The organism is Ktedonobacter racemifer DSM 44963 (assembly GCF_000178855.1).
In the GTDB taxonomy this organism is placed as follows: Bacteria; Chloroflexota; Ktedonobacteria; order Ktedonobacterales; family Ktedonobacteraceae; genus Ktedonobacter; species Ktedonobacter racemifer.
Genome location: NZ_ADVG01000001.1, coordinates 561241 through 586518, shown reverse-complemented (window position 1 = coordinate 586518; position 25278 = coordinate 561241). Strand labels below are relative to the sequence as shown.

The window sequence follows — 25278 nt, the reverse complement described above, 5'->3', positions numbered from 1 at the left end:
TCCTTCATATGTATCGGCTTGCTACCAGGTTTTCTACATGTCAATCAAACGTGTAATAAAAGTAGGTGGAATTGCTGAGGCTGTGGCGTGTTTTTCTTCACCTCCGACTATGCAGGAAGTACCAGAAATTCGCAGATGGCTACTGTATAGGCGGTTGTCTATGTTATGGTAGAGAGGAGAATGTATTTGTGCGAATGGAGGCGCTTTGCAGTGAAGAAACGCTTGTGTATTTTATCAGCGCTAGCTGTGTGTATATTTCTGGTTTCCTGTGGCGCATCTTCGGGCTCTGCGACCACGCCTGGTGAGAAAAGCACGCAGGCGACACCGACCTCGACACAGAAGCAAATGGGCACGGAGGTGGCGGAGCGTCCTCTCGCGACGCCAACGCCGAAAAAATCAGTTCAACCCACGCCAACACCACAACCTACCCAGGGAGGAGCGAATGGTGGAAATGGCAGTGGCAATACTGGTGGAAGCAGTGGCGGAGGCAATGGAGGTAGCACCCCTCCTGTTTCGAGCACAGATCAACAGTTAGCGCAGCAGCTCTTCGCGCTGGTGAACCAGGATAGAGCCTCTAATAGCCTACCAGCGCTGGTCTGGACGCCAGCGCTTGTGGTGAGCGCATCTCGACATACCCAGGTGATGGCTGGTGGGTGTGGGCTTTCGCACCAGTGTCCAGGCGAGAGTAGTCTGGGGACGCGCGAAACGAATGCAGGAGTCAACTGGAATGCCTGTGGCGAAAATATTGGTACAGGTGGTCCTACCCCTTCCTACAATGCGCAGTGGAGCATGGCCTCAGGCCTTCATCGGAGCATGATGAATGAGACCCCTCCTAATGATGGGCATCGTCGTAATTTGTTGAGTAGCACTTTTCATCGTATTGGGATTAGCATCTTCGTCGATGCACACAATACGCTCTGGTTAACCGAGGATTTCGCGAATTAGTTGTGTGAGGATTTTGTTCTCGTTCCTGGAGGAAATGTGTGATGGAAGTGCTTGCTCTCGATTTTTTAAATAGCGATTGGAGTGATTATCGTGGAAGCGGTCGAGCAGAGGACCGCTTCCTGCAACTTGCCTGGCGCCAGCAATTTCTGACGCGCTGGCATTTAGACGTGGATGCAGCAGCTCTAGATGAGAGTATGGTGCGTTCTCTGATCACACTCCGATCGCACTTATGGGACTATGCGGCCCGCCTGGTGCGGGGGGAGCCGCTCGCTGTGGCTGATATGACGCAACTACAGCCGTATCTCCAGGCTTCTGCTGTGCGGCGAACCCTCTGTCAGGACCAGGATGGTCATTGGCGAATTGTGTTGGAGCCGCTGCAGAAGGATTGGCTCTGGGTACAGAGTGAGATCACGGTCTCTTTTGTGGAGCTAGTGACAACACAAGAACCTGCGCGCATAAAGATCTGTGAGAACGATGCCTGTGGCTGGATCTTTTTTGACGCCAGCAAGAATCGTAGCAGGCGCTGGTGTGCGGGGTACGCCTGTGGCAATATGATGACAGTGCGGCGTTACAGAGCACGCCAGACGCATCATAGCCATGCGACAGCGAGCGAAGAATCTCATTGATTCTCGCTCTGTCGCGTGTCTTTGGCTACTGCTAGATCACGAAGTTTTCTTCAGTTTGATATACGCATGCTGTTTGGGATCATAGCGGTAGATGGGATTGTCATCTTCATATTGCAGATCACCGCCTTTGCTTGATAGCCACATTAGAACCTGCGTATTAGGTGGAAGGTGTGTGTTCCATTGCCAATGCCCCAGGGCCTGTGAACCCGTGACGCCATAGAGCCATATTCCGCCGTCATCGTCAATAGTGTTAGGCGAGAGTTTACGGCAAGGGATCATATCATTGTCTTGCTGCCCCTCAAGAGTAAAATCGCAGGCTCGTAGCACCATCTTCTCTACCGTTGAGTGCGATTCAAGATAGGGATAATTATCCAGGCCCGGCATCTTTTGTGGCTGCATCATTGCCAGCGCCCAGACCCATGAACCAACCTGGACATGCATATCAGTTGCGACAAAGAGGCTCACCGTGTCGTTGTTGGTGATCTGGATCTGCAAATTGCAGCCACCACTGCAATCAACGTATCTATTTGCCTCCGCCTGTTGTCTGATGGTTTGTGGCAAGTGAATCAGAGGAGTAGGCGTTGGCTTCACAAACGAGGGTTCACTAATTTTACGCACGATACCACCAACCGCGACCAGGGGAGACTGGGGCTGGAGCGGGATGACGGCCCCGACTGTTAAATTCTGGCAATTCTGACCAAGGACACGGTTGAGCGCTTGTATAGAATTTTTTTGCGCGTCGTTAAAAATTTTCGTTGATTGCCCCATGTTCATTTGATTGGCCAGGATTTCATTACAGGAGTCGCCATCTTGAATGGTATAGGGAATAACTCCCACCTGTGGTGAGACGGCAGGAAACTGAAATGATGTATGAGGTGGTGGAAGGTCCGCATGTGTGCCGGTAATAGTTGAAAAAATTTGTGAAAGACTTAAAAGGCCGCTATTTGCAATAAATAGAGAGCAAGCGAGAAAAGGTAAGAAGCCAACAAAGCATATAACAATTCCAATAATAGTTTTCCACGGTAGCGAACGAACAATAATATCCACGTTCTCTGCCGATGAAGACCTGGGAAGAAATCGGCGGGACATGATATACTCCAATCTTAGCCTTCTATTGTTTATAACTTACATATTCTTATTATAAGAAGTGTCGTGAAAATTGCGATAAAATCATTTAAATATGCAGATGGGTGTGTGATTGTTTTCTCATGAAAAAGCTTGTTTTATGTATTTTTTATAACTATGTTATGCTGGACTTCTCGCCACTATGTGGCTCGCGGGGTATGGATGTGTGGTAGAGATGCCGAAGGCATCTCTACCACACATCCATACCCCGCGAAGCGCCGCAGGCGTTTTCCCCACACATCCATACCCCCGAGGGGCGTCGCAGGCGCCAAAGAGTAAACTCTTAAGAAGACTGACTATTTCGTATAGACGAAACGTTTGCCATGCGTTGGTAGATGGCAGGCGATGTGTGGATGCAAGGTGCGGATGTAGTCAACAAAGAAACCCACGCGCCCGGTATTGGCGGCAAACATCTCATAGTGGGTCGGAATGACGCAGTTTATTCCAGCGGCGGCAGCCAGGTCTGCGGCCTCGCGTTCATCCATATTGCCCACGAGTTGCTGTTGCTCGCGGAAGTAGTTGCGTCCGTTGATGGGGAGCAGGGCCAGGTCAATTGCATGAGAACGTAAGTGTGCGGCCATGCCATCATAGACAAGCGTGTCTCCGGGATGATACAGGCATACGCCATTGAGATCCAGGACATAGCCCAGGTAGCGATACTGCCCCTCGCTCTCCTCAAAGCCAAAGTTGTAGATTGCAGGTGGGCATTGAATTGCGTGTACAGCGGGAACGGGCCTGAGCCGGCATGTCCCTAGCATATGCTCTTCGCCAGGCTGGACACCAAGAATGCGCTCGCTCTCTATCCCCGTTTCAGTGAGTTGCCCGATGATAGGACGAGGAACGACGAAGCGGAGCTGTGGCTGACGCTGAGCCAGCTCTTGTAGGACAGGGAGATCCAGGTGGTCCAGGTGCTCATGTGTGCAGAGCACAAAGTCGATCTCTGGCGCGGTTGTGGCGCTAAAAGGAGGAACGACCAGCCGTCCCTCATGCTCCGAGAGGAAGGGATCAATAAGCATGGTCAACGAAGCACTTTTGATAGCAAAGCCTGCCTGCCCCAGCCACCATAGGGCGATACTTCGGGTTGGTAGTTTTTCTGTGGCGCTTATCTCCTGAGCGCAAGTATGTGGATAGGTTTCCATAAAAAAAGCCTCCTTCTGGGATGCTTTCAACTCGATGACTGGCAGATAGGCGCGGCCCAGGTCTCTAGCATCTGGTGCCGTGCCTCTTGAGGAGAGATACCAGCACACTAATTATTTTACTTCGGAAAATTCCTAATCGAACATGCATAGTGTAGATGATAAAAACGGCACTGACAAGAGGAAGAAAGGTCTGTTCAGCTTGCAAAAAAACATTCCTTACTATAGAGCAATATAACGTAAAAGATGCTTGGTCTGGCTTTTCTATCATCCGTTGGCGGAGGGATAGTGTCTGTCTATAACATGCTTGAATTGGGAAAAGAGGCATTGACATTAATAGAGAATATCTTTTATACTGTTGCTTACCGTTCGCTTAAATCTGGACGCAATAACACGATTCTGATAAGCTCAAGGCATGAAAGAAGCTTTGAGCATTGAAACGGAACGAATGGATGATATTCCGTTGCTGATCACCCACATGCAGCGCATGAAACTGAGCGAACTGCTGGACAAGCACATCCCCACGCACGGCCATCGCCAAGGACTGAGCGTGGGTGAGTTGAGCGTCGTCTGGTTGGCTCATATTCTTTCGCAAGCCGACCATCGGATGAATCAGGTGCAAGAGTGGGGGAGCCGGCGGTTGGAAACCTTGCGAGGATGCGCAATGGATGGCTTGAGTCCACAAGATCTGACAGATGATCGTCTGGCGGATGTGCTGCGTCTGCTTTCCCACGACGTTCACTGGCAGGCATTTGAGCAGGAACTGATGGGACATTTGCTTCGTGTGTACGATCTGCCCGCAATGTGTGTGCGGATCGATACGACGACCGCCAGCAGTTATGCCGAGGTGAACGAGCAGGGATTGTTGCAATTGGGCCATAGCAAAGATCATCGTCCCGATCTGCCCCAACTCAAACTGGTGCTGGCCGGTTTGGACCCGCTTGGGCTGCCGCTGGCCACAGAAGTGCTCTCGGGCGAGCACGCCGATGATCCCGTGTATCTGCCCATCATTGCCCGTGTGCGTGAGGGTCTCCACCAGCAGGGATTGCTCTATGTGGGAGATTGCAAGATGGCCGCGTTGCAGACCCGCGCGAGTCTGGCTGCGCAAGGGGATTTTTACCTGTGCCCTCTTTCGGCCCTGCAAGCACCTGCAGAGCAGATACATCAGGAAGTAGAAATCCAACGCCGAGCCGGCAGCCGACTGATCGAAGTCTGTCGCGTGGACGAAAAGGGAAGCAGCATCTGCATCGCTCAAGGCTATGAAACGACCCAGATCGTGACCGCCGAGAGAGACGGAGAGGAACTTCGCTGGCAAGAGCGTCGTCTGCTCGTTCAATCGATGGCTGCTACCCACGCCGCTCGAGCGAGCTTGCAAGAGCGCCTGCAGAAGGCACAACAGGCGCTGGCTGAACTGGCTGTCCGGCGACAAGGCAAACCTCGCCTGACAGGGCGCACGCAAGTCGAAGAAGCGATCAAAGCGGTTCTCAAGCAGTTTCGTGTCGAGGGGCTCTTGCAGGTGCAGATCCAGGAACACGTCCACCAGCGTCTGGTGCGCGCCTATCGGGGGCGCTTGTCGGCAGAGCGCCGCGACCTCACCTTCACGCTGACCAGTTCGCGAGAGGAGACGGCTCTTGCCAGGGCCATGAGTCAACTTGGCTGGCGGGTCTATGCCACCAACCATCCGATGGACCACTTGACGTTGGAGCAAGCCGTCGAAGCCTATCGCGATGAATATCTCGTGGAACGCAACTTCGCTCGCCTCAAAGGCCAGCCTCTGTCCCTGGCTCCGTTGTACGTGCAACGCGATGACCACCGCATCGGGCTGGTCCGTTTGCTCACCCTGGCCTTGCGCGTTCTGACTGTGCTGGAAGGCGTGGTACGTCAACGCCTGGGCGAGCAGAAAGAGGAACTGGCTGGCCTCTTTGCTGGCAACCCCAAACGTCGGACGGCTCAGCCCACGGCTGAACGCTTGCTGGAGGCTTTCCGCGAAGTGACCTTGACGGTCATTTCTGCTCCTGGTTTTGCACAGCGGCATGTCACGCCTCTTTCTCCTCTTCAACAGCAGATTTTGGCCCTCTTTGGCTTCTCTCCTGCTGTCTATCTTGGGTTAGCTGATGATTCGTAATATCGACCTCACATTTAAGCGAACGGTAAGCTGTTGGGTATTAATTAGATAATTGCAGAATTAAATCTGTCTGAGTAGATGGATCTCTCTGTTCTGAGACCTCCCCGGCATGAATGCGCGGGGGGGTCCTGTTGCTCACCCAACGCTTCCGCTCTCCCTTTCGGGGGAGAGCGGCTCTTGGTGGGGATAGGCAGGACTTTCGAGCCGACGCGCTCTCGCACGGGCAGCTTTGCTAGAAGCCACCACGCCCATGCTTGGGGGCAAGATATGCCCTTCATTCGCACGTTGTTGCAGACCCTCCATCACGGCTTGCAGGCGCGGCTCCGCACCTTCCCAGTCCGACTGGGTGACAGAGGGGATGGTCTCTTCGCGTTGCAGGTGAGCCAGTAAGAAGGCCGAGTACAGATCGCGTTGCACCGGTCCACAGCCGCAGGGGCAGCGGTGCCAGCGCTGCGATCTGGGCTTCTTGACGTAGGCTCCGCAGGCATGACAATATTGACTCAATTTCGTCTTGAAGGCAGAGACCTCGCTCAGGGTGCCGCCAGTTTTTGCAACTATGCGGGTCAGATGTGCTACAAACATCCCTGGGGCGCGAAGGCCGATGCTTCTCCCATACTGCTTCTGCCATGCCACAAACGACGTTTTTTCGAGGATGATCGTGTTGCCAGCCTTCACGATGTCGTGGGCCAGTTTGCCATGCAGACTCTTGCGGTGGGCGGCTAGTTTTCGCTCCGCAGTGGCATGCTGCCTGCGCGTGTTCTTGTACCGCTGACTCTCGTTCCACCACAAGCGCTTCTTCCCCTGTTTCTTGACGCGCCCCTTCTCATCATAGTGCTCGGGATTGTTGGCACGGCGTTGCCGCTCCATTTGACGCTGGAGGCGTCGTTTCTTGCGAGCATTGGGGGCAAGTTGCTCACAGAAGGTCACCAGAGCGGTTCTCCCCTCACGTGGGACGATGGCGAGCGTCTGGGGGCCGATATCAAGGCCAATAGTCTGGGTTTCCATCTGCTCATGCTTTTTTTTGACGAAGGCATGCCCCTCCAAGATGAGTTGCACGTAATATCGGTTGCCTGACACGTCGGCTCCCTGAGCCTGTGGAGAGGAGGCTTTGCGACGGAGCAGGCGCACATACTTGATCGTGTGGCGCAACCCATGTTGCACCACCGGGTCACACCAGTCGATGATGGCAGGAATGACCTGCTGGTTCCAGATGAGAAAGCCACCATCGCCTGCGTTGGGGTCAAGCACAAAGCGCAACCCCACGTCGTTGCGCTTGCCCTCCACGCTATCGATGCCACGCCCTTTGCTGCGGAAGCGCACGCGTTTGGCTTTGCCGAGACAGACACGGTTGACGGCTTGATAGGCGCGTGTGGCCAGGGTTTGCGCCATCGTAGCATCAATGTGGTCAGCAAGCCAGCAGACGCGGGCCGTCTTGGCATAGGCATGCAGTTCGTATTCGGAAAAGTGATGTTTTTTGCGCAGGTGAGAAAAGGCCCGTGCTCGTTCCTCTCGTCTGGAGCGAGGGATGGCGCGTGCACTGGTCCAGGCGGGGTCATTCCTCATCTGCTGGAGCCGTGTGTTGCCTTCAGAGAGCAGCGCATTATACAGACAGCGTGCGGCTTCCAGATGTGCACGCAGCTGTCGTTCGCTGCTCCAGTCGACCTGGAGGGGCAATTCGAGGAGAAATGTCGACGTTTTGGCTCGCTTCATCTAGGCTGGTTGACCTTTCTTGGGGTGCTATGAGGGTATTCTACCTCGAAAAAGCGGTATGTCAAGAGGGGAGGAAAAAAGAAGGAGGAACAAACATCACACGCGGCTACCTCCCATCCCAGCCTCCCCAAAAAGGAAGAGCTATTCATCCCCGGCATCAATGACCTGTCTTTTACCCACATTTTACAAACGGAGGTGAAAAGCCAAATGAGCGCCCTCAAGCAGTGCCTGCAAGTGGAGCCAGCCCTTCCAAAGGGTTTTCCAGCCAGGAGGCCCGTCACCTCGACGCGCCAAGAACCCTCCCATGCGCGCAATCTCTGTCCAGAAGGTCTCAACCGTCATGGTGGAAGGCAAGAGACCGACGTGAGCAGCCAGGATCGTGAGCGTTTCTGGCTCGATGACCTCATGGGCCGGGCTTTCTGGCGCTTGACGGGAGAGATCACGCACTTGCAACAAACGCACGGCGAGAGGAGAGAGCATTCCCAGCAAGCGGATCAGGCGCTCGGCGCTTTGGACTTGCCGCTCTTCGATACGACATCCCGTTTTGAGGCAATGGTGATAGTCCTCCACCCGCCAGCGAGCGCGATACCACTCGACCCGTTGCCAGGCTTGCTCACAAGTTGTCCCGACCAGAGAGGTCAACAGAATCCATTCGAGCGGCTCTTCGCCTTTTGGAGCCCCTTCTTCCCACACCCGAATGACCCAGACAGGCAAGGGAGGAAGTTTGTTGAGACGGCTATCATTGCGCGGTGGCAGCAGTTCAAGAGAGGTCCACGACAGATACAACGTGGTAGAACGAGCCTGGTGCCCATGCCGAGCGGGAAGATCAAACGGACGCACGTCCGAACTTGGCTGCGAACGGACCTGCTCAAAGAGATACCCGAGCGTTCCCTCCTGGGTTTGAACACGCCGATCTTGCGTCGCACGCACAACAAAGTGCGTATCGATGCTTCGGCAAACGTGCAGGAACTCAAAGATATCGGCTCCACGATCTGCTACCTGCACCCGCACACTCGATGCGGGAGAGGGTCCAATGTGCTGGACACATTGGTGCCAGATATCGGTTTCTTTCTCGCGCCTGCACCGCTGCGCTCGAGTTTCGCCTTTGGGTGCAGGAATGCGAATGAAGGGACATTGATAGGCACACCCCAGCACCGCCCGGCTGTCCGGTTCAACGGCCAGGACGGTTTGCAGGTACATCCCACGCCCATTCCCATTGCCGATTTCTCCCAAGCCGCTCATTTTGCGCCGATGGCTCAAATCCAGGTCCGTCGTATCCTGTACCAGCAACACAAGTGGCAAGGTATCCATGCGCAGGCGTGTCTGTTGCCAATGGGGTTGCATCAGCGCATCAAAGGTGACATTGGGTTCATCAAGCAGTCGATACACGGCTTTTGCATCTTTCCAGGTCTGCGCCTGGGCTGGCAGCGAGGCTGCGGGCTCCTCGGCCATGTGAGCCGCTGTCGTCACGGCCCGCCTCGTGCGGCGCATGTCTTTCAGTTGCGTCTGTCCAAAGGTAGCTTCTGCCCATTGCTCTGGGTCCAGAATCTCTTGCGTTTTCATCTCTCCATTCTATACGATTGTAAATTGTGGGTAAAAGACAGGCATCAATGACCGGGGCTTTCTCGCTCGGTTTTCTGTAAGGTGCCTTTGGCCAGGAAGTGCCGAGTGGGAATAAAGATATGGTGATAGGAATTGATGGGCGCTCTATCAGCGACATCAAGACGCAGGATCTTGGACTAGAGCAGAAGCCGTATGTCGAAGTGCGCTTTGGCATCAAGCCTGATGCCTTAAATGTAGGAGGCATCAACCTCTTTGGCGAAAAGTTTGGCAACTATCCCCAGCCAATTGTCTTGAAGGTAAACTTTGCCCACCCCAATGGAGGCACACGTATAGAGCAAGCGCGCCTCAATGGCTCCCAGCCAAATACTCTTTCGTGAATGCTAATATTTGCATTTATGAATAAAGAGCGCTACACTTGAGCCATGATAGCTGACCTTTTTTTAGAAAAGAGAGACATAATGCAGCAATGGTTGTTTGTAGATGCGGATGATACGCTTTGGGAGAATAACATCTATTTTGAAGAGGCCATCCATCGTTTTATTGAGTTCCTTGCCCATAGTAGCATGCAGGTGCATGAAGTTCGCGCCGTACTCAACGAGGTTGAGCATACTGCTGGATATGGCTCTAAAAACTTTGCGCGTAGCCTGGTAGAGACCTATCATCGCCTTGTCGAGCGGGAAGTGAGGGACGAGGACCTGGACTATGTCAGGCGCCTTGGCGAGGAGATTGCGCACCACCCCCTGCAAATTCTAGAGGGTGTTGACGAGACGCTCAAAGAACTGGTGCAGAAGCATTACCTTGTCCTTCTGACCAAGGGGGAGCGCGAGGAGCAGCAACTGAAGGTTGAGCGCTCTGGCCTGGAGTCTTACTTCCAGCGTATTGTGGTCGTAGAAGAGAAAAACACCCGCACCTATGAACTCCTGACACAGGAGTTTCAATGTTCTCTCGCGGACACCTGGATGGTTGGGAACTCTCCTAAATCCGATATTAATCCCGCGTTAGAGGCAGGCCTGAATGCCGTCTTCATTCCTCATGAGCATACCTGGGTTCTTGAGCACCAGGAGTTGCGCGAACCAGGACCAGGCCGGTTGCTTATCCTGGACACCTTTGCCGACCTGCGCACACACTTCTAAGCAGTTCCAGGCAGAGTCTAACTACAAAAAAGGAGTCACTAGAGGCTTAGCGGATACATACAGCTTGTTCCCTCTGGTGGCTCCTTTGCTGTCTGTTCTTTAGAGGCATGCTAATTCTATATCCACCTTTTGAACGCTTTATCATGAAAAATGCTTGACAAGGAAAATAGCAATAAGCTATAATGCATATAGCTAAAAGTTATTATTAACAAGAGGTGAGATGGAGAAAATCGCCGTTATTGGGAATGCTGGCGGAGGAAAATCTACCCTCTGCCGCGCCCTGGGTGCAGCTTTGTAACTGCCCGTATATGCTATCGACAAGGTGTAATGGGGGTCAGGCTGGACGCGGGTACCTGAGACAACGGTAGGCGCCACACATGCTGGATGGCTGGCTCAGGAGCGCTGGATTATCGATGGGTGGGGAGACTGGGAGATCATGGAGGAGCGGTTTGAGGTAAAGGTCGTCAGGATTGGTTCAGCTCATGAAATGCAGAGTTTCTTGCGCAAGCATGGCTCGTAACTGGCGAGCGAACATGCTATTATATGAGTGTTTGCTGTCTCTTTAAATGTGTTCTTTGATATTTATGGTTGTGGCGCGTCTTCACTATTATGATGGAGGATATGCGTATGTACTCGCGCCAGAAGAGAGCCCATTGGTCTTATTGGCTTGGGGCGGGCCTGTTGCTTGCCTGCGCTCTGGTGTTCCAATTTGGCACAGGTTCATCGGTTGTCCTGGCAGAGACCAGGGCCACTGCCCATGTCGACCAGGTGATTCTCAATAGCAATATCAGTGCTTCTTCATTGCGCCTCCTCTCGCGGGCCATAGAGCGTGCCTCAAGCGATGGAGCGCACGCGCTCGTGATCGAGGTGGATTCTCCGGGGGGCGATCTGGATTCCATGAAGGCGATGACGCAGAAGATCCTTGCCAGCACGGTCCCTGTGGTGGCGTATGTGACGCCCGCGGGTGGAAGGGCAGCTTCAGCGGCGGCGTTTGTCACCCTGTCGGCACAGATCGCGGCTATGTCTCCTACGACGCGTATCGGCGCAGCCAGCCCGGTGACGAGCACTGGTGGCGATATCGAGAGCACGTTGAAGGCCAAGATTACCAACGATCTTGTCGCCTCAATGACCAGTATTCAGCAGCGTTATGGACGCAATGTCTCCCTGGCCGTGCGGATGGTGACCAATGCCAGTTCCTATGATGATGCGACCGCGATTCGCTCCCATATCGTGGACCTGGGCGCCCCCAACCTGAGCAGCTTACTGACGAGCATTGATGGGCGGCAGGTGCGTCTAAATAATGGGCAGCAGGTGCGCTTGCAGACGGCGGATGTCGTCATTCAGGATGTGAGCGCGACGCCCGCCGATGTGTTCTACAATTTTCTCCTTGATCCAACAGTCATTTTCTTCCTGTTCCTGGTCGCTATGCTGGGAGTGTACCTGGAGGTATCTCATCCGGGCGCGATCGTGCCTGGTGTGACTGGCGCCATTGCCTTACTGCTTTTCCTGTTTGGAGCAGGCTCACTTGCGCCAAACTGGGCGGGCTTGGCGTTGATGCTTCTGGCCTTTGTTTTGCTTGTGCTGGATGTGCGTCTTCCAACGCATGGTGCGCTGACCATTGGAGCTGTAGTCTCGCTGATTGTGGGCTCGCTGATTTTCTTCGACAGTGGCGGCTCATATAATGCAGCCTACCTCAATCCGTGGATCATTTACGGTGCGGGCGTAGTGGTTGGTTTGATGGGCCTGGGTATCGTCGCGTACGCTGTACGAGTGCGTCGAGCACCAGTACGAAGTGGCCAGGAGGCGATGTATGGCGCGAAGGCTGTGGCCTTAACACCGCTACAGCCTGAGGGACGTGTTAGCTATCAGGGCGAGAATTGGGCTGCGCTCCTGGATGTTCCGGATCTGGCGGTAGATAGTGGTACGGAGCTTGAGATTGTTGCAGTGGAAGGGCTGTGTTTGCGCGTTCGCCCCCTGGTTACTCCTGGTGTGGACACTGGTAAGATTGCTCCACCTCTTGAGTAAAGAGGCGATTTCATACATCTATTCGTCGTTTTTGCATATGCATGAATGTCTACAAAGTAGACCGTTGGAATGAGCAGGCTCGTTTCAGCGCGTGCAGGAGGTTTTTTATGGATGCCTTACTTGGTTTTGGCACATTCCTCATCATCTTCGTTATCATCGTGGTGGTGATCTTAGTGCTCTCTGGCCTGCGTGTGGTGCAGGAGTATGAGCGTGGTGTCGTCTTTGTCCTGGGTAAGTCGACGGGGGCGAAGGGGCCAGGCATCTTCTGGGTGCCCCCATTCATCTCGCGCATGATTAAGGTCGATCTGCGTATTGTGACCTTGAACGTACCCGCTCAAGAGGTGATTACGCGTGATAACATCACGATTAAGGTCACAGCGGTTGTCTATTTTTACGTGGTAAATCCTGAGGCTGCGGTCATTCGCGTCTTGAACTTTATCCAGGCAACCACCCAGATTGGGCAAACAACCTTACGTAACGTACTCGGTCAGTCTGAATTGGATGAGTTGCTTGCCCAGCGCAACAAGATCAACCAGGAGCTACAGAGTATTATCGACGAGCATACCGAAAGCTGGGGTGTGAAAGTCACGGCGGTCGAGATTAAGGATATCGAGTTGCCAACGACGATGCAGCGCGCGATGGCCAAACAGGCCGAGGCCGAGCGCGAAAAGCGCGCGAAGATCATTCACGCTGGCGGTGAGCTGCAAGCCTCTGCACAACTGGCTCAGGCGGCTGGTGTCATCGGTTCGCAGCCCGGCGCCTTGCAGTTGCGCTACCTGCAAACCTTGACGGAGATCGCGGTTGAGAAAAACTCGACCATTATCTTCCCGCTTCCCATGGACCTGATCGAGCCACTGTTGCAAACAGTACGCCGCGATAGTGCCAATGGGCAGGCGAATGTCGAGGTTCCTCGCTATACGCCATCCACGCCCGCTCGTCCGCAGACGCCACCGGCACCAACTCAGCAGCCTCGCCATCCTCAAGAGTAGGTGGCATAGAAAAACGCGAGCAAGGACACACATACACATGCGTGTGTCCTTGCTCGCGCATACGTGAATGCGGCTCACACTAGATGGGCTAGAGGCGAGGAGAGGAGTTATTCTCTCCCTGTTTCGCGCGGAGGTACTCAGCGCAGGCGCGATAGGTTTCCTCTGAGATGAGTCCCCTCGACATATAGTGATTAAGCATCACATCTAGCTTTAAAATACTCATCAGGTTGTAGCCATGACGACGCAGGCGCTCAGCGGCGCCATGCTCGCGGTCTACGAGGACAATAACATCTTTGACCGCCAGGCCATTTTCTTGCAGTAGGGATGCGGTCTCTACAATGCTACTGCCCTGGGTGACGAGATCGTCGATGATGAGGGCGGTATCACCCTTAGTAAAACGGCCCTCAATGCCCCGGTTCCCGGTTCCTTCTGGGCGAATACGGGCATAGATAAGCGGTGTGTTGTTTTCAAGGGAGTATGCGGTTGCCAGGAGAAGGCCGCCAACCGGTACGCCTGCCACAACATTAAAGGGATGTACCCGCGAACGGCGTAGTGATTGTGCCAGTTGAATCTCTTGCTGCATCAGTTTGCTGGCAACGCGAAGGGCGGTTGGATGACTGATTAAAACCTTGGGATTGACGAAGACCGGCGAACTGACCGCGGACTCGCTCACGGTAAAGTTGCCAAATTGAACGCCTCCCAGGTCGAAGAGAATCTGTGCCAACCAGAGATTATCCAAAGACTGCTCTTTTGCCACCTTAGCACTGCGGCGCAATAGCTCTCTTTCAGAAGAGAGATGCACCGCCTCCTTTCTTTGCTCTAAACTCTCTGATGCATATGAAAACAAGCGAACATATGAGAAATGGAACCCTTCTTTTACGCGAAACCTGCATGCTCGCTTGCATCAGATAAGAAGGATGCGCTATTTCAGTATATCATAGTTCCTGAGTTGATAGCTAGGCAGGGGGAAGTGCTTCTCCAACGTTCACTTTCTGGCCCTTTGGGTTCTATGCAAGGTTGTCGATTATGGTTAGGAGAGAAGGGGAAGTGCGCGCCAGGCCCTACAATCCCCCTTCAGTCTGCTCCTGTACCATATTTATGCAGGGCGAGGGCGAGGGATGGCAAGGAAAAAACCGCGAAACAATGCTATAATATGCGCATAACATGACGCGATCGCTCTCTGTATACACCTCAGGATGCCATCTGTGTCGAGCATCTAGAAGAGAGACCTTCGTAGCGTGAGTGGAAAGCGTAGGAGGTCTCGTTGTTCTCCATATTCAAAGAAAAATAATTTAGGTGAGACTACATGCCTATTGTAAATGTTATTCAATTGGGAAAATCCTTTGGTGCCGAGCGTATCTTCTCTCAGCTCAATTTTCAGATTGATCCCCTGGATCGTATTGGCCTGGTTGGCCCCAATGGCGCGGGAAAATCTACCTTGATGAATATCCTGGCCGGTCTTGAGGAGCCAGATGAAGGGACTGTGGCGGTCGGACGTACTATCCGTATTGGCTATCTCACGCAGATCTCTGCTTTTGATCCAGATAATACACTGCGTGCCGAGATGCTGACAGTATTTGCGCAAATTCAGGAGTGGGAGCGCGAACTCAGCGACCTGGCTACCCAGATGGCGGCCCCTGATGCTCAGCAGGATCACGCGCTCTATGAGCGTATGCTCGCTCGCTATGCTGAGCTGCAAACGCGTTTTGAGCATGCTGGCGGGTATACCTATGAGAATCGCGTAGAGCAGGTCCTCGATGGTCTGGGCTTCACACGCGAGCAGCAGCAGGCACCATTTAAGCATTTGAGTGGCGGCCAGCAGACGCGAGCCTCGCTAGGTAAGCTTCTGTTGCAGGAGCCGGATGTCTTGCTGCTGGATGAGCCAACCAATCACCTGGACCTGGACGCCCTGGAGTGGTTAGAGACCTATCTCTCCACCTGGAAGGGCGCGATTGTCATCGTGGCCCATGATCGCTACTTCCTGGACAAGATCGTCACGCGTACAATTGAGTTGGCGTTTGGGCGTATTGAGGAGTATCCAGGTAACTATACCAAGTACCTGGAGCTGCGCGAGGAGCGTATGGAGCGCCGCCTGCGTGAGTACGAAGCGCAGCAAGCCTACATCGCGCATACAGAAGAGTTCATTCGGCGTTATAAAGCGGGCCAGCGCAGTAAAGAGGCGCGTGGTCGCCAAACCTTGCTGAATCGTATGGAGCGCGTGGAGCGGCCGCAAGATTTCCAGACGATGAACTTTAAGTTCTCGCCCGTGGTAGACAGTGGTACAACTGTGTTTTCTACGCGTAAGCTCTTGATCGGTTATGGGGTGCGTGCACGCCAGGATGTTCCCGCCGCGCAGGAACCGAGGGTGCTTGTGCAGGCGGCCGATGTTGAGTTTATGCGCGGCGACCGTATTGGCTTGCTTGGCCCCAATGGTTCAGGGAAGACGACCCTCTTGCGCACCTTAATCGGCGAGCTCTCTCCGGTTAGTGGCCAGCTCCAGCTCGGGCATAATGTGCGGGTGGGCTATTATTCCCAGACACACGAAGGGCTAAATATGGAGCGGACCATTCTGGACGAGATCCGCCAGGTGAGCGCCTTGAGTGAAGAGGGAGCACGCACCTTCCTGGGACGTTTCCTCTTTTCAAATGATGATGTCTTCAAGCAGATCGGCTCCTTGAGCGGCGGTGAGCGCAGTCGCGTTGCCCTGGCCAAATTAACCCTCCAAGGCTCCAACTTCTTGATCCTTGACGAGCCAACCAACCACCTGGATCTGCAATCGCGACAATTTCTCGAAGAGGTGCTCAGCGACTACGATGGAACCCTGCTGTTTGTCTCGCACGACCGCTACTTTATAGATCGCCTGGCGACAAAAGTCTGGTCCATTGAACAAGGGGTCCTGATTCCCTACATGGGCAACTACACGGAGTACCGCACCTTCAAGCGGCCGCTGGTCCTTGATGTGCCCCAGCCGCTACTGGCGCCAGCCGCAAAGAAGCAAGTGACAGAGCCAGAGCCAAAAAGCGCGAGTCCGGCACGGCCTGCTGGCAAGAAGGGGAAAGGGAAGGTCAAGACGCGCACCATCGAGGATGTCGAGAAAGACATCGAGAAGGCGGAGACGCGGGTAAATACTCTGGAAGAAGAGCTGTCTGAAGCAGCATTACAGGCAGATGCGGCGCGACTTACTACGTTAAATGAAGCCTACGAACAAGCGAAAACGCAGGTGGAGGAGCTCTTAGCCGAGTGGGAGCAACTGGCCGATGTTGCCAGCTAAGAATAATTGTCTGTAATAAAAAGCGCGGTGCTCAGCACCGCGCTTTTTATTACAGACAATTATTCTTAGCCGCGTTTGCGTAGGCGATTGATCAGTCCCGCGATATAGCCGATGATGGCGAGGAAGAGGGCTAGCGTGCTCAGGATGGGCAACGCAATCGCGAAGAAAATGGTTGGCTCAAGCAGCGAGGGATGCGTCTTAAATAAACTGATGAGGCGTGTCTCGCCGAATTTATAGGCTCCTCCCACAATGGCGAAGCCTACGAGGCTGAAGAGCAACGTCGTGAACACGCTCTTGAGGCCATGGCGGAAGGCGCCAAGGAAGGCATGCACACATAAGAGTCCTAGACCAATACTGGCGATAAGCAGGCCAAGAGGCGCCGGTAGCTTTGGAACGACAAGGAGTGCCAGCCCACCAATGGCAAGAAGGGTACCCAGGAATTGCAGGGTGAGACTCCCCAGGAATCTTCCGGGGAGAGAGGTGGTCGCGGTCTCTTTGCTCAGAGGCGTCATGGGACTTTTTCCGTTAGAGCTCTGGGCTGAGGCCAGGCTGGCCATGATATTGGTTTTGATCCCATAGGTCTCAGGATTGTTGGGGTTGAGTTCCAGGGAGCGTTCTATGGCAACCAGGGCCGCCTGGTACTGACCACTGTTATTGAGCAGGACGGCACGCATGCTCCAACCAAGCGCGTTATTGGCATCAACCTGGATTAACTGATCGACGGTCGTGAAGGCCTCGCGGGTGCGACCCAGCGAGCCGAGCAGTTGGGACTTGAGCGTCAGGGCTTCCACATTTGTTGGCTGTACCTGCAAGGCCTGTTCAAGCAGTTGCAAAGCGTAGGGTTGATTATTTTGTTGCAGCTGTTGTTTTGCCTGGGCCACTAGCTGCGCGATCTGTTGCTCTTTTTGCGCGTTGGCATTAAGTTGTTGCGGGGGACCAGGAGGGGGGGCAACCTGGGTCGCGGTCGCGTTACCAAAGTTACCTGTAGTGGTGTGTAGGGGCTGGTGTGCGGGCGATGAGCCTGCGGCGGTATGAACAGGCTCTATAGGTTGAGGAGCGGGTTCTCCAGCCAGCAGGAAGGGGGCCTGGAGTTGACCAATCGCGATGATTTTATGCTGCTCATCCAGGTTTTGTGCCAGGACGCTCTGGAGCTGTTGGAAGGTAATATTCCCGCTCTGGGGATCTCTGGCTGGGCCACAGAGGCCCGCGATCATGCGGTGAGCGAAAATGCCCAGGCCTTGTTCTCCGCGCTCCTCACCAAACTCATTGCCGCGACAGGAGAAGGTAAGCAGGTGTTTAGTTGGTTGCAGGCTGCCGGAGAGGGTGCGCCCAAGCAGGGGCGTAAAATCGAAGGGTGAGGTCCGGCGCATACTCCAGAGTTGCCCGGTCTGATAGCAGTCGAAGACGAACACAAGCTGTGAGGCGCGACATTGGGGTAAAATCTGGCGTATCAGGGTCCCCAGATGGAGTGCAGTCTGTGTATTCTGCATCTGTGTGTTTGCCAGGGCCAGGTAGCCATCACCGGTTCGCTCATCCACGAAGGCCTGCCCAGCAAAATAGAGCAGGACCTGGTCGCCGGGTGCCGCAAGCTGTGTACACATTTGTGACACGAGTGATTTAAATAATTCATGCGTAACATGCTGACCCTGGATCAATTGCACATCACCGGGTGACCACTTTCCACCCTGATTATTCACAAGCCATTGTGCAAGCGCGCGTGCGTCGTTCTCCGCGTAGCGCAACGGTCGAAAAGCGGGATCTTGAAACGTATTTATGCCAGCAATGAGGCCCAACCGCCTACTCATCTGTACTCCTTGATCATCCTGTGTATTTGGTCTGGCTATTGGGTTATTGTACGATATGAATTATTGAGAGTGTAAGAAACAAGCGGGAACAAGTACTTTTGGGAGAGCGCCCGCGTCGGATCGCTACTGAAGATGTGCCTTTGATCGATAATAGTGTATGTGTTTCTGCATTGATGTGTGTTATTTTTATATACCACCATCTTGTGTTGTGTCTATCTTATCATGCTAAAAAGGGAAATATGTACCAGATGCCAATGCCGTATATATTGGGCCTGACGGGAAACATTGCCTGTGGCAAAACTTCCGTGGGTCAGATGCTGCTCGCCTCAGGTGCGCAGCGCTATATTGATGCTGATGCCGTCGTACATCGACTCTATGAAAAAGATCAGCCCATTGCGCGCCAGGTCGCCGCCGCCTTTGGTAACAGTGTGCTGAGTCCTAACGGCGACGTGGACCGTAAGGCCCTGGGAGCTATTGTGTTTTCTGATGCAGAGGCCATGAATCGCCTGGAGGCAATTGTGCATCCAGCGGTTAGTCGCGCGCTACAGGCTGAATTGCAGCAGGCAGACGAGAAGGATATCGTGGTGCTCGACGCGGTAAAGTTACTTGAAGGTGGCTCGGGCGCACTGTGCCAGGCAAAATGGCTGGTTGTCTGTACGCAAGAGCAGCAGCTACGCCGCTTGATCCAGCGGAACGCGCTGAGTGAAGAGGATGCCTGGGCACGTTTGCGTGCGCAAGCGCCAGTTGAGCCGAAGAAGAAGCTGGTGGATGTTGTGATTGATAACAGTGGAACGCTTGAAGAGACGCGCAAACAGGTAGAGACAGCTTTCACCTATTTTTGCGAGCAATTTGTATATTAAGGGTCCCTGATAGGTGGTGTGGTGCGCCTGGACAACCTTCGGTTGTCCAGGCGCACCACACCACCTATCAGGGCGAGCTTGCGAGCCGAGACGCAAGAGCATAGAAGCCGTTTGAGCAGTCCCAGGAGGCAGAAAAAGGTATATTGACAGAAAACGTTGTACTACGTATAATCGTCGCAACCTTAGCTTAGTTTCATATTGAAAGGCATTTCTCTGCGCGAGTAGGCGCGATTGGTTTGTGTTGTTTCACGTAGAGAGAAATGGCTTTTCGGAGGGATAAAGATAAGGGAACCTGAAAGGTTTGGTGAGATTTACGGTTTGAAGAACGTAATTCTTATCAAAGAGGTCACTGGAGCCGATCTATGGCCAGTCGTTTTTTATCATCTGCCTGGCGTAGAATGCTTGCTTCCATGGTGTCCTACTTCCATAGTTCTCGATGTGGCATGAAGGATAAGTGCTATTTCTAAGGAGGCTAACGTGCGTATGCAAAAACGTTGGACACGGATGTGTGCCCTGGCGTTGGGTGTTCCGCTGTTGCTGGCGATCCTGGCGGCTTGCGGCCCCGGGACTGCTACCACAGGCTCAAACGGTGGTGGTTCTGGCTCAACCACCATCAAAGTGGCAACCGACTTTCCCGCCTCTGGCCAGGATACCGCCAATGGTAAACCTGCTCAGAACGGCGCAGAATTGGCAGTTAATGAGTCCAAGAATTTAATCCCCGGCTACACACTGCAATTTGTGCCCAAGGACGACGTGGGCGCGCAGGGTGTTAATGATCCAGATACCGGCAAAAAGAATGTGACCGAACTGATCGGTGATGCGCTGGTTGCTGGCATTGTTGGCCCCTTCAATAGCGCGGTCGCCCAGGCTGAGATGCCGGTCGCGAACCAGGCTCCCATTGTCCTTATCAGTCCCTCCAACACCAACCAGTGCCTGACCCAGGAAGGCGCGAACGTAGGGTGTACCGGTGCGCAGGACAAAGTCCCGACGCTGCGTCCCTCTGGTAAAGTGACCTATTTCCGCCTGGCTACCACTGATGATCACCAGGGGAGCGTGATCGCTGACTTTCTCTTCCAGAAGAAGGGCTTGAAGAAGGCCTATGTGGTAGATGATACGACCGTCTACGGTGTCGGTATCGCTAATGTCTTCGTCCAGGAATGGCAGAAGCTGGGTGGCACTATCGTGGGCAACCGCGAGAGCAAGCAGAAGAGCAATGACTACGGCGGTACCGTCGCCAATGTCAAAGCCGCCAATCCCGATGTCGTCTTCTATGGTGGTACCGATAGCCAGGGCGGCACGCAGTTGCGCCAGCAGTTGCTGAACGACTCCGGTACCGCGAACCTGGCCTTTGCTGGTGGTGATGGTATCGTGACCACCGCCTTCGCGCAGGCCATCGGCACCAAGGGCGGCGCAACCTATGGCACCGTCGCGAAGGTTAACGAGACCGTGCTTCCCGCCGCCAAGAGCTTTATCGACAACTATGACAAAGCCTATGGCGCGGACCAGTACGGTGCCTATAGCGCGGGTGGCTATGACTGCATGAAGGTGCTGCTCAATGCCATTAAGAGCGCCATTGATAGCGGGGCCAAGACACCAAAGGACTCCAACGATTCCGCCGGTGCCAAGACCTTCCGCCAGGCCGTCATCGACGCGATGATGAAGACCGACTACAATGGTATCACTGGCCACCATACCTTTGATAAGAATGGTGATACTACCAACAAGGTCATCTCCATCTACCAGGTCGCCGACGTCAACAGCAAACCTGACTTCAAGTTTATTGATCAGATTGCCGCGAAATAAGAGCAGGCGCATATGTCAGGAGGAGTAGAGGATGCTCTGCTCCTTCACTTTTGCAACGAAGCTTGGACAAGGCGCAATCGGCTACCCAAGGATGTAGGTAGCTATGAACGACGCTGGGGGGAGTCAGCGACAGGTGTTGATCTGTGGCTACTCCTCCTTTGCTATTGAGGGTTACTCCCTGAAGGCGTGTGCCTCTCTTTGACAAAGACGGAGAAAAGACGTACATGATACACTTTTTTCAAGTCCTGACGATTGGCCTGGTGGCGGGCGCGATTTATGCCCTAATCGCGCTAGGATATACCATGGTCTATGGTATTATTGAGCTGATCAACTTCGCGCATGGCGATATCTTCATGATCGGCTCGATGCTTGCTATTGCGGCGTTGACTTTGATGGGCGTGACTGGAAGCTCTCACCCCACTGGACTCGCGTTGGCAGGCTTATTGATTGTATCGTGCCTCTTTGCTATGCTTGGCTGCGCGGTGTTGGGCGTATTAATCGAGCGTATTGCCTACCGGCCCCTACGCAATGCTCCCCGCTTAGCCCCGCTGATCTCGGCTATCGGTGTCTCCTTGATCCTTGAGGATATTGGCAAGCTCTGGAATGGCATTAACTTTGTTCGCTTTCCACAAATCTTCCCTCGTTATGACTACTGCCTCTGGCCTATCTCGCTCGATTCTGTCTTTCCTCCTCATGTGACCTGTCTTGCCAGGCCTGCGGATACTGTTATTATCACAAGCAATAACCTGCTCGATATCATTATGGCGGTTGTGCTGATGATCGCGTTGCAGTGGCTGGTGTCACGCACAAAGATGGGTCGTGCAATGCGCGCCGTGGCCCAGGATCGCGAGGCCGCAGCTTTAATGGGCGTGAATGTCGACCGCGTCATTTCAATGACCTTCTTTATTGGCGCGGCGCTGGCTGGTGCGGCAGGCTTTATCTATGGCTTGCAGTATGGCAACACCATTTATTCTATTGGCTTCGATTATGGCCTGGTTGCCTTTATTGCCGCGGTCTTAGGTGGTATCGGTAATATTCGAGGTGCCATGCTTGGCGGCCTTTTTATCGGCGTCATCGAGGCGATGACGTCCTTTATCCCCGACTCCAATGTCTATGGCTTTGGCCTTCCCCATGGTGGTGGAGCCTGGACGCGTGCCGTTATCTTCGCCATCCTGATCCTGATCCTGGTGTTTCGTCCCTCGGGCTTGTTGGGTCAGCAAACACCTGAAAAGGTCTAGACAGAGACTAGAAATGCTCTTGCTGTCTTCCTATTCTCTTATGAGGTGAGGTTATGTTGTCTGCTCGTATGCTTCTTCCTCCACCCGAGACACGAAAGTTGTTGCTCAAGTGGGTCATCGCGCTTCTCATCCCGCTTGCGGTGTTTACCTTTGTCTGGAGTGGCGAAGGCATTATCAACAACGTCTTTTTGAGCTATGTCTCTCCGGGGGAGGCTATACTTCCGTTCGCAGATTGGCCCTCGCTGATCGAGGCCACTGTCTTTATCGGGCTGTTATACCTGACGATTATCGCGCTGGTAGGCTATTTGGTCGCTGCTGATAGTGGACGCCGTGGCATGAGCGAGCTCTGGATCGATATGCTCTTCCAGGTGGTGGCTCCCCTGCTGCTGATCCAGGCCCTGGGCCTGATTATGGGAATGGCTGCCAGCATCATCGTCTGGGGCCTCTATGCCTTTGGACGCACCAGGATTCGCCAGGCGCTCAAATATGTGCCTCCAGCCCCTCAGGCCAGCCTGGATATCCTGACCGAGGAGAGGCGTGCGCAGCGCGTGCAGCAGGCTACTGCGGCAGGCCTCTGGTTTGCCCTCGCTTTTGCTCTGGTCTCTCTGGTGCTCGATATTGTCTACTACATCGCTGGCTCTATTCCCAATACGTTGCTGATATGGATCGTCGCACGCACGATCTTGCTGCCAGTGGCAGGCTATTTCCTGGGTCGTCTTGGTGGTAGACTCGCGATGCGCCGGTCACTTCAGGCCAGCGCGAATGGCACGAATGGGAATGGTGCGGCCAAACGTACAGAGCGCCAGATTGCCGTCCTCTCTCTCTCTCGGGCGAAGGAGAAGATCCGTGAGATTGTGCCCACTGACCTGCCACTGCTGAGCCAGGGGGCGCAACGCTTCTATATGGTGTTGATTGTGGCGTTCGCGCTCTTCTATCCCGTGTTGGACCCACTCCTGTTTGGCTATGGTACGGATGGACGCCTGGCGGCGTACGGCGATGCTGGGTACTATGTGATCCTGGCGCTGGGTTTGAACATCGTGGTTGGCTTCGCGGGCCTGCTGGACCTGGGCTATGTCGCCTTCTTCGCCATTGGCTCCTATGTCTGGGGCTTCTTTGGCTCCTCTCAGTTCCAGATTGTGACGGGCATTACGATTGCGCCTACCACCTGGGCCTGGCTCTTCTGGCCCATGGTCATTGTGGCGGCCTTGATCGCGGCCCTGTGGGGCGTGATTCTGGGTGCGCCTACTCTGCGCCTGCGCGGTGACTACCTGGCGATTGTAACGCTGGGCTTTGGTGAGATCGTCCCGGTGATCTTTAAAGAACTGGATAAGTACACCAATGGCATCAATGGTATCGTTGGTGTCTACTCGCCAGCTTTCCCAGGCGTGAGCTGGACCTCGATTACCGCGGGTCCCTACTACTACCTGATTCTGGCGCTGATCGCCCTGTGTGTCTTCGCCAATTTGCGCCTGCGCGACTCACGCCTGGGACGCGCCTGGATCGCCATTCGCGAAGATGAGATCGCCGCCTCTTCCTCTGGTATTAATCTGGTGAACACCAAACTGCTCGCCTTTGGCGCGGGTGCCTTCTTCTCAGGTATCGCGGGCGCCTATCACGCTGCCAAACTGGGAACGGTCTCGCCTGATAACTTCAATTTCAGCGACTCGATCATCTACCTGGCCATGGTGGTCATTGGTGGCCTGGGGAGCATTCCTGGTGTGGTCGTAGGCGCTATCGCCGTCTACGCGATCAACCTGCAAATTTTGGGACAACTGGATACGCTAGCGGCCGACCCCAACAATATTCTACATGTGTTCAAAACGCTTCCCAACTTTGCCTTTAGTAATATTCGCGGCTTGATCTTTGGTGTCATCCTGGTCCTGATCGTAATTTATCGACCAGAGGGCTTGATTCCAAGTGCGCGTCGTAGGCGCGAGTTGCACCATGAGGAGGAGAAGATTCCAGAGGCGGATGCCGGAGATGCCCTGGAGGTTCCTCCGGGCACAACCGATTTTGAAGAAGGCGTGCGTGTTGAATAAGTCAGTAGCAGGAGCATGAGGATGAGTGAAATGCAAGCAGAACGTGTTGAAGGCACGCCCTCTGAGCCTGTGACAGGCGAAGCCTTGCTGGCGTTGAATAACGTCAGCAAGGCCTTTGGTGGCCTGACCGCTGTCGGCGACCTTGACCTGTTTGTGCGGCCTGGGGAAATTGTGAGTGTGATTGGTCCCAATGGTGCCGGCAAAACGACCGTTTTTAACCTGATTACTGGGATTTATCGGCCAACAAAGGGCGAGATTACCCTGGAAGGGAAGTCTATTGTGGGCCTGAATCCCGACCAGGTACTGGTGCGTGGTATCGCCCGTACCTTCCAGAACATTCGCCTCTTCAATAATATGACGGTGCTGGAGAATGTCCTGGTGGGGCAGCATACGCAACTGAAGGCCAGTGTCCTGGGTTCGCTTTTTCGTACTCGGCGTGTGCGCCAGGAAGAAGAGGCTGCACGCGAACGGGCTATAGAGCTGTTGAGCTTCTTTGGCTCCTCCCTGGTGGATCGGCAAGATGAGTATGTTATTAACCTCTCTTATGCGGAGCGCAGGCGTGTTGAGATCGCGCGCGCGTTGGCCGCGAAGCCTAAACTCTTGCTGCTCGACGAGCCGACGGCTGGTATGAACGAGGCCGAGACCTTGGAGGCGGTGGGTTATGTACGGCGCCTGCGCGAAGAATTGGGCCTCGCGATTCTCTTGATCGAGCATAAGCTGGCGGTCACGATGGGCATTTCAGATCGTATTGTGGTGCTCGACTATGGGCGCAAGATCGCCGAGGGCCTCCCCGAAGAGGTGCGCCGCGATAAGAAGGTTATTGCCGCGTACCTGGGGCAGTCCGCTGAGGAGCCAGAACAGACAGAAGAGCATGAGGTCAAGTAG

The 25278-nt window shown here is 54.1% G+C and carries 19 protein-coding genes; 13 read left to right on the top strand and 6 right to left on the bottom strand.

The features are described from left to right. Positions 1-210: 210 nt before the first annotated feature. The gene (locus tag KRAC_RS02705) at positions 211-945 is read left to right on the top strand and encodes a CAP domain-containing protein (RefSeq protein WP_007904306.1); all 735 of its coding nucleotides are present in this window, start codon (positions 211-213) and stop codon (positions 943-945) included. A gap of 41 nt (positions 946-986) precedes the next feature. After that, positions 987-1571 carry a CGNR zinc finger domain-containing protein gene (locus KRAC_RS02700; RefSeq protein WP_007904304.1) on the top strand — a complete coding sequence of 195 codons (585 nt, stop codon included), beginning with the start codon at positions 987-989 and terminating at the stop codon, positions 1569-1571. A 36-nt stretch (positions 1572-1607) separates the two neighbouring features. Here the strand turns inward: KRAC_RS02700 and KRAC_RS02695 are convergent, their stop codons facing one another. Both KRAC_RS02695 and KRAC_RS02690 read right to left on the bottom strand, forming a co-directional pair. Next, positions 1608-2660 (bottom strand): hypothetical protein, encoded by a 1053-nt coding sequence (locus tag KRAC_RS02695; protein ID WP_007904303.1) that lies wholly within the window; start codon positions 2658-2660, stop codon positions 1608-1610. A 332-nt stretch (positions 2661-2992) separates the two neighbouring features. Next, positions 2993-3835, bottom strand: coding sequence for an MBL fold metallo-hydrolase (locus tag KRAC_RS02690; protein ID WP_007904302.1), 843 nt, complete (start codon positions 3833-3835; stop codon positions 2993-2995). Between the two features lie 412 nt (positions 3836-4247). Between KRAC_RS02690 and KRAC_RS02685 the strand changes: the two genes are divergently transcribed. Next, positions 4248-5957, top strand: coding sequence for an IS1634 family transposase (locus tag KRAC_RS02685; protein WP_007904300.1), 1710 nt, complete (start codon positions 4248-4250; stop codon positions 5955-5957). A 135-nt stretch (positions 5958-6092) separates the two neighbouring features. Here the strand turns inward: KRAC_RS02685 and KRAC_RS02680 are convergent, their stop codons facing one another. Both KRAC_RS02680 and KRAC_RS02675 read right to left on the bottom strand, forming a co-directional pair. Continuing rightward, on the bottom strand, positions 6093-7667 hold the full coding sequence (locus KRAC_RS02680; RefSeq protein WP_007904298.1) for a zinc ribbon domain-containing protein: 1575 nt from the start codon (positions 7665-7667) through the stop codon (positions 6093-6095). 183 nt (positions 7668-7850) lie between these two features. Beyond that, positions 7851-9230 carry an IS4 family transposase gene (locus tag KRAC_RS02675; RefSeq protein ID WP_007904297.1) on the bottom strand — a complete coding sequence of 460 codons (1380 nt, stop codon included), beginning with the start codon at positions 9228-9230 and terminating at the stop codon, positions 7851-7853. Between the two features lie 119 nt (positions 9231-9349). Between KRAC_RS02675 and KRAC_RS02670 the strand changes: the two genes are divergently transcribed. The 4 genes from KRAC_RS02670 (at position 9350) to KRAC_RS02655 (ending at position 13377) form a co-directional block, all read left to right on the top strand. Beyond that, positions 9350-9607, top strand: coding sequence for a hypothetical protein (locus KRAC_RS02670; RefSeq protein ID WP_040441814.1), 258 nt, complete (start codon positions 9350-9352; stop codon positions 9605-9607). 81 nt (positions 9608-9688) lie between these two features. Beyond that, a complete protein-coding gene (locus tag KRAC_RS02665) occupies positions 9689-10363 on the top strand; it encodes an HAD family hydrolase (RefSeq protein WP_007904296.1) in 675 nt (224 codons plus the stop codon). Positions 10364-10990: 627 nt separating this feature from the next. After that, positions 10991-12388, top strand: a complete 1398-nt coding sequence (locus KRAC_RS02660; protein ID WP_007904295.1) for an NfeD family protein — start codon at positions 10991-10993, stop codon at positions 12386-12388. A 107-nt stretch (positions 12389-12495) separates the two neighbouring features. Then, on the top strand, positions 12496-13377 hold the full coding sequence (locus tag KRAC_RS02655) for a slipin family protein (RefSeq protein WP_007904294.1): 882 nt from the start codon (positions 12496-12498) through the stop codon (positions 13375-13377). 88 nt (positions 13378-13465) lie between these two features. Here the strand turns inward: KRAC_RS02655 and KRAC_RS02650 are convergent, their stop codons facing one another. Then, positions 13466-14116 carry an orotate phosphoribosyltransferase gene (locus KRAC_RS02650; RefSeq protein ID WP_211221236.1) on the bottom strand — a complete coding sequence of 217 codons (651 nt, stop codon included), beginning with the start codon at positions 14114-14116 and terminating at the stop codon, positions 13466-13468. Positions 14117-14683: 567 nt separating this feature from the next. Here KRAC_RS02650 and abc-f point away from each other — a divergent pair. Then, positions 14684-16648: a ribosomal protection-like ABC-F family protein gene (gene abc-f, locus KRAC_RS02645; protein WP_007904287.1), complete on the top strand. Its 1965-nt coding sequence runs from the start codon at positions 14684-14686 to the stop codon at positions 16646-16648. 65 nt (positions 16649-16713) lie between these two features. Here abc-f and KRAC_RS02640 read toward each other — a convergent pair whose 3' ends face one another. After that, positions 16714-18453: a tetratricopeptide repeat protein gene (locus KRAC_RS02640; RefSeq protein ID WP_007904286.1), complete on the bottom strand. Its 1740-nt coding sequence runs from the start codon at positions 18451-18453 to the stop codon at positions 16714-16716. A 239-nt stretch (positions 18454-18692) separates the two neighbouring features. Here KRAC_RS02640 and coaE point away from each other — a divergent pair, with 239 nt between their 5' ends. The 5 genes from coaE (at position 18693) to KRAC_RS02615 (ending at position 25278) form a co-directional block, all read left to right on the top strand. Further along, positions 18693-19313, top strand: coding sequence for a dephospho-CoA kinase (gene coaE, locus KRAC_RS02635; RefSeq protein WP_007904285.1), 621 nt, complete (start codon positions 18693-18695; stop codon positions 19311-19313). A gap of 483 nt (positions 19314-19796) precedes the next feature. Then, positions 19797-21116, top strand: coding sequence for a branched-chain amino acid ABC transporter substrate-binding protein (locus KRAC_RS02630; RefSeq protein ID WP_007904284.1), 1320 nt, complete (start codon positions 19797-19799; stop codon positions 21114-21116). Positions 21117-21340: 224 nt separating this feature from the next. Continuing rightward, on the top strand, positions 21341-22354 hold the full coding sequence (locus KRAC_RS02625) for a branched-chain amino acid ABC transporter permease (protein WP_007904280.1): 1014 nt from the start codon (positions 21341-21343) through the stop codon (positions 22352-22354). Positions 22355-22407: 53 nt separating this feature from the next. After that, positions 22408-24393 (top strand): branched-chain amino acid ABC transporter permease, encoded by a 1986-nt coding sequence (locus KRAC_RS60575; protein WP_007904278.1) that lies wholly within the window; start codon positions 22408-22410, stop codon positions 24391-24393. Between the two features lie 21 nt (positions 24394-24414). Further along, positions 24415-25278 (top strand): ABC transporter ATP-binding protein, encoded by an 864-nt coding sequence (locus tag KRAC_RS02615; RefSeq protein WP_007904275.1) that lies wholly within the window; start codon positions 24415-24417, stop codon positions 25276-25278.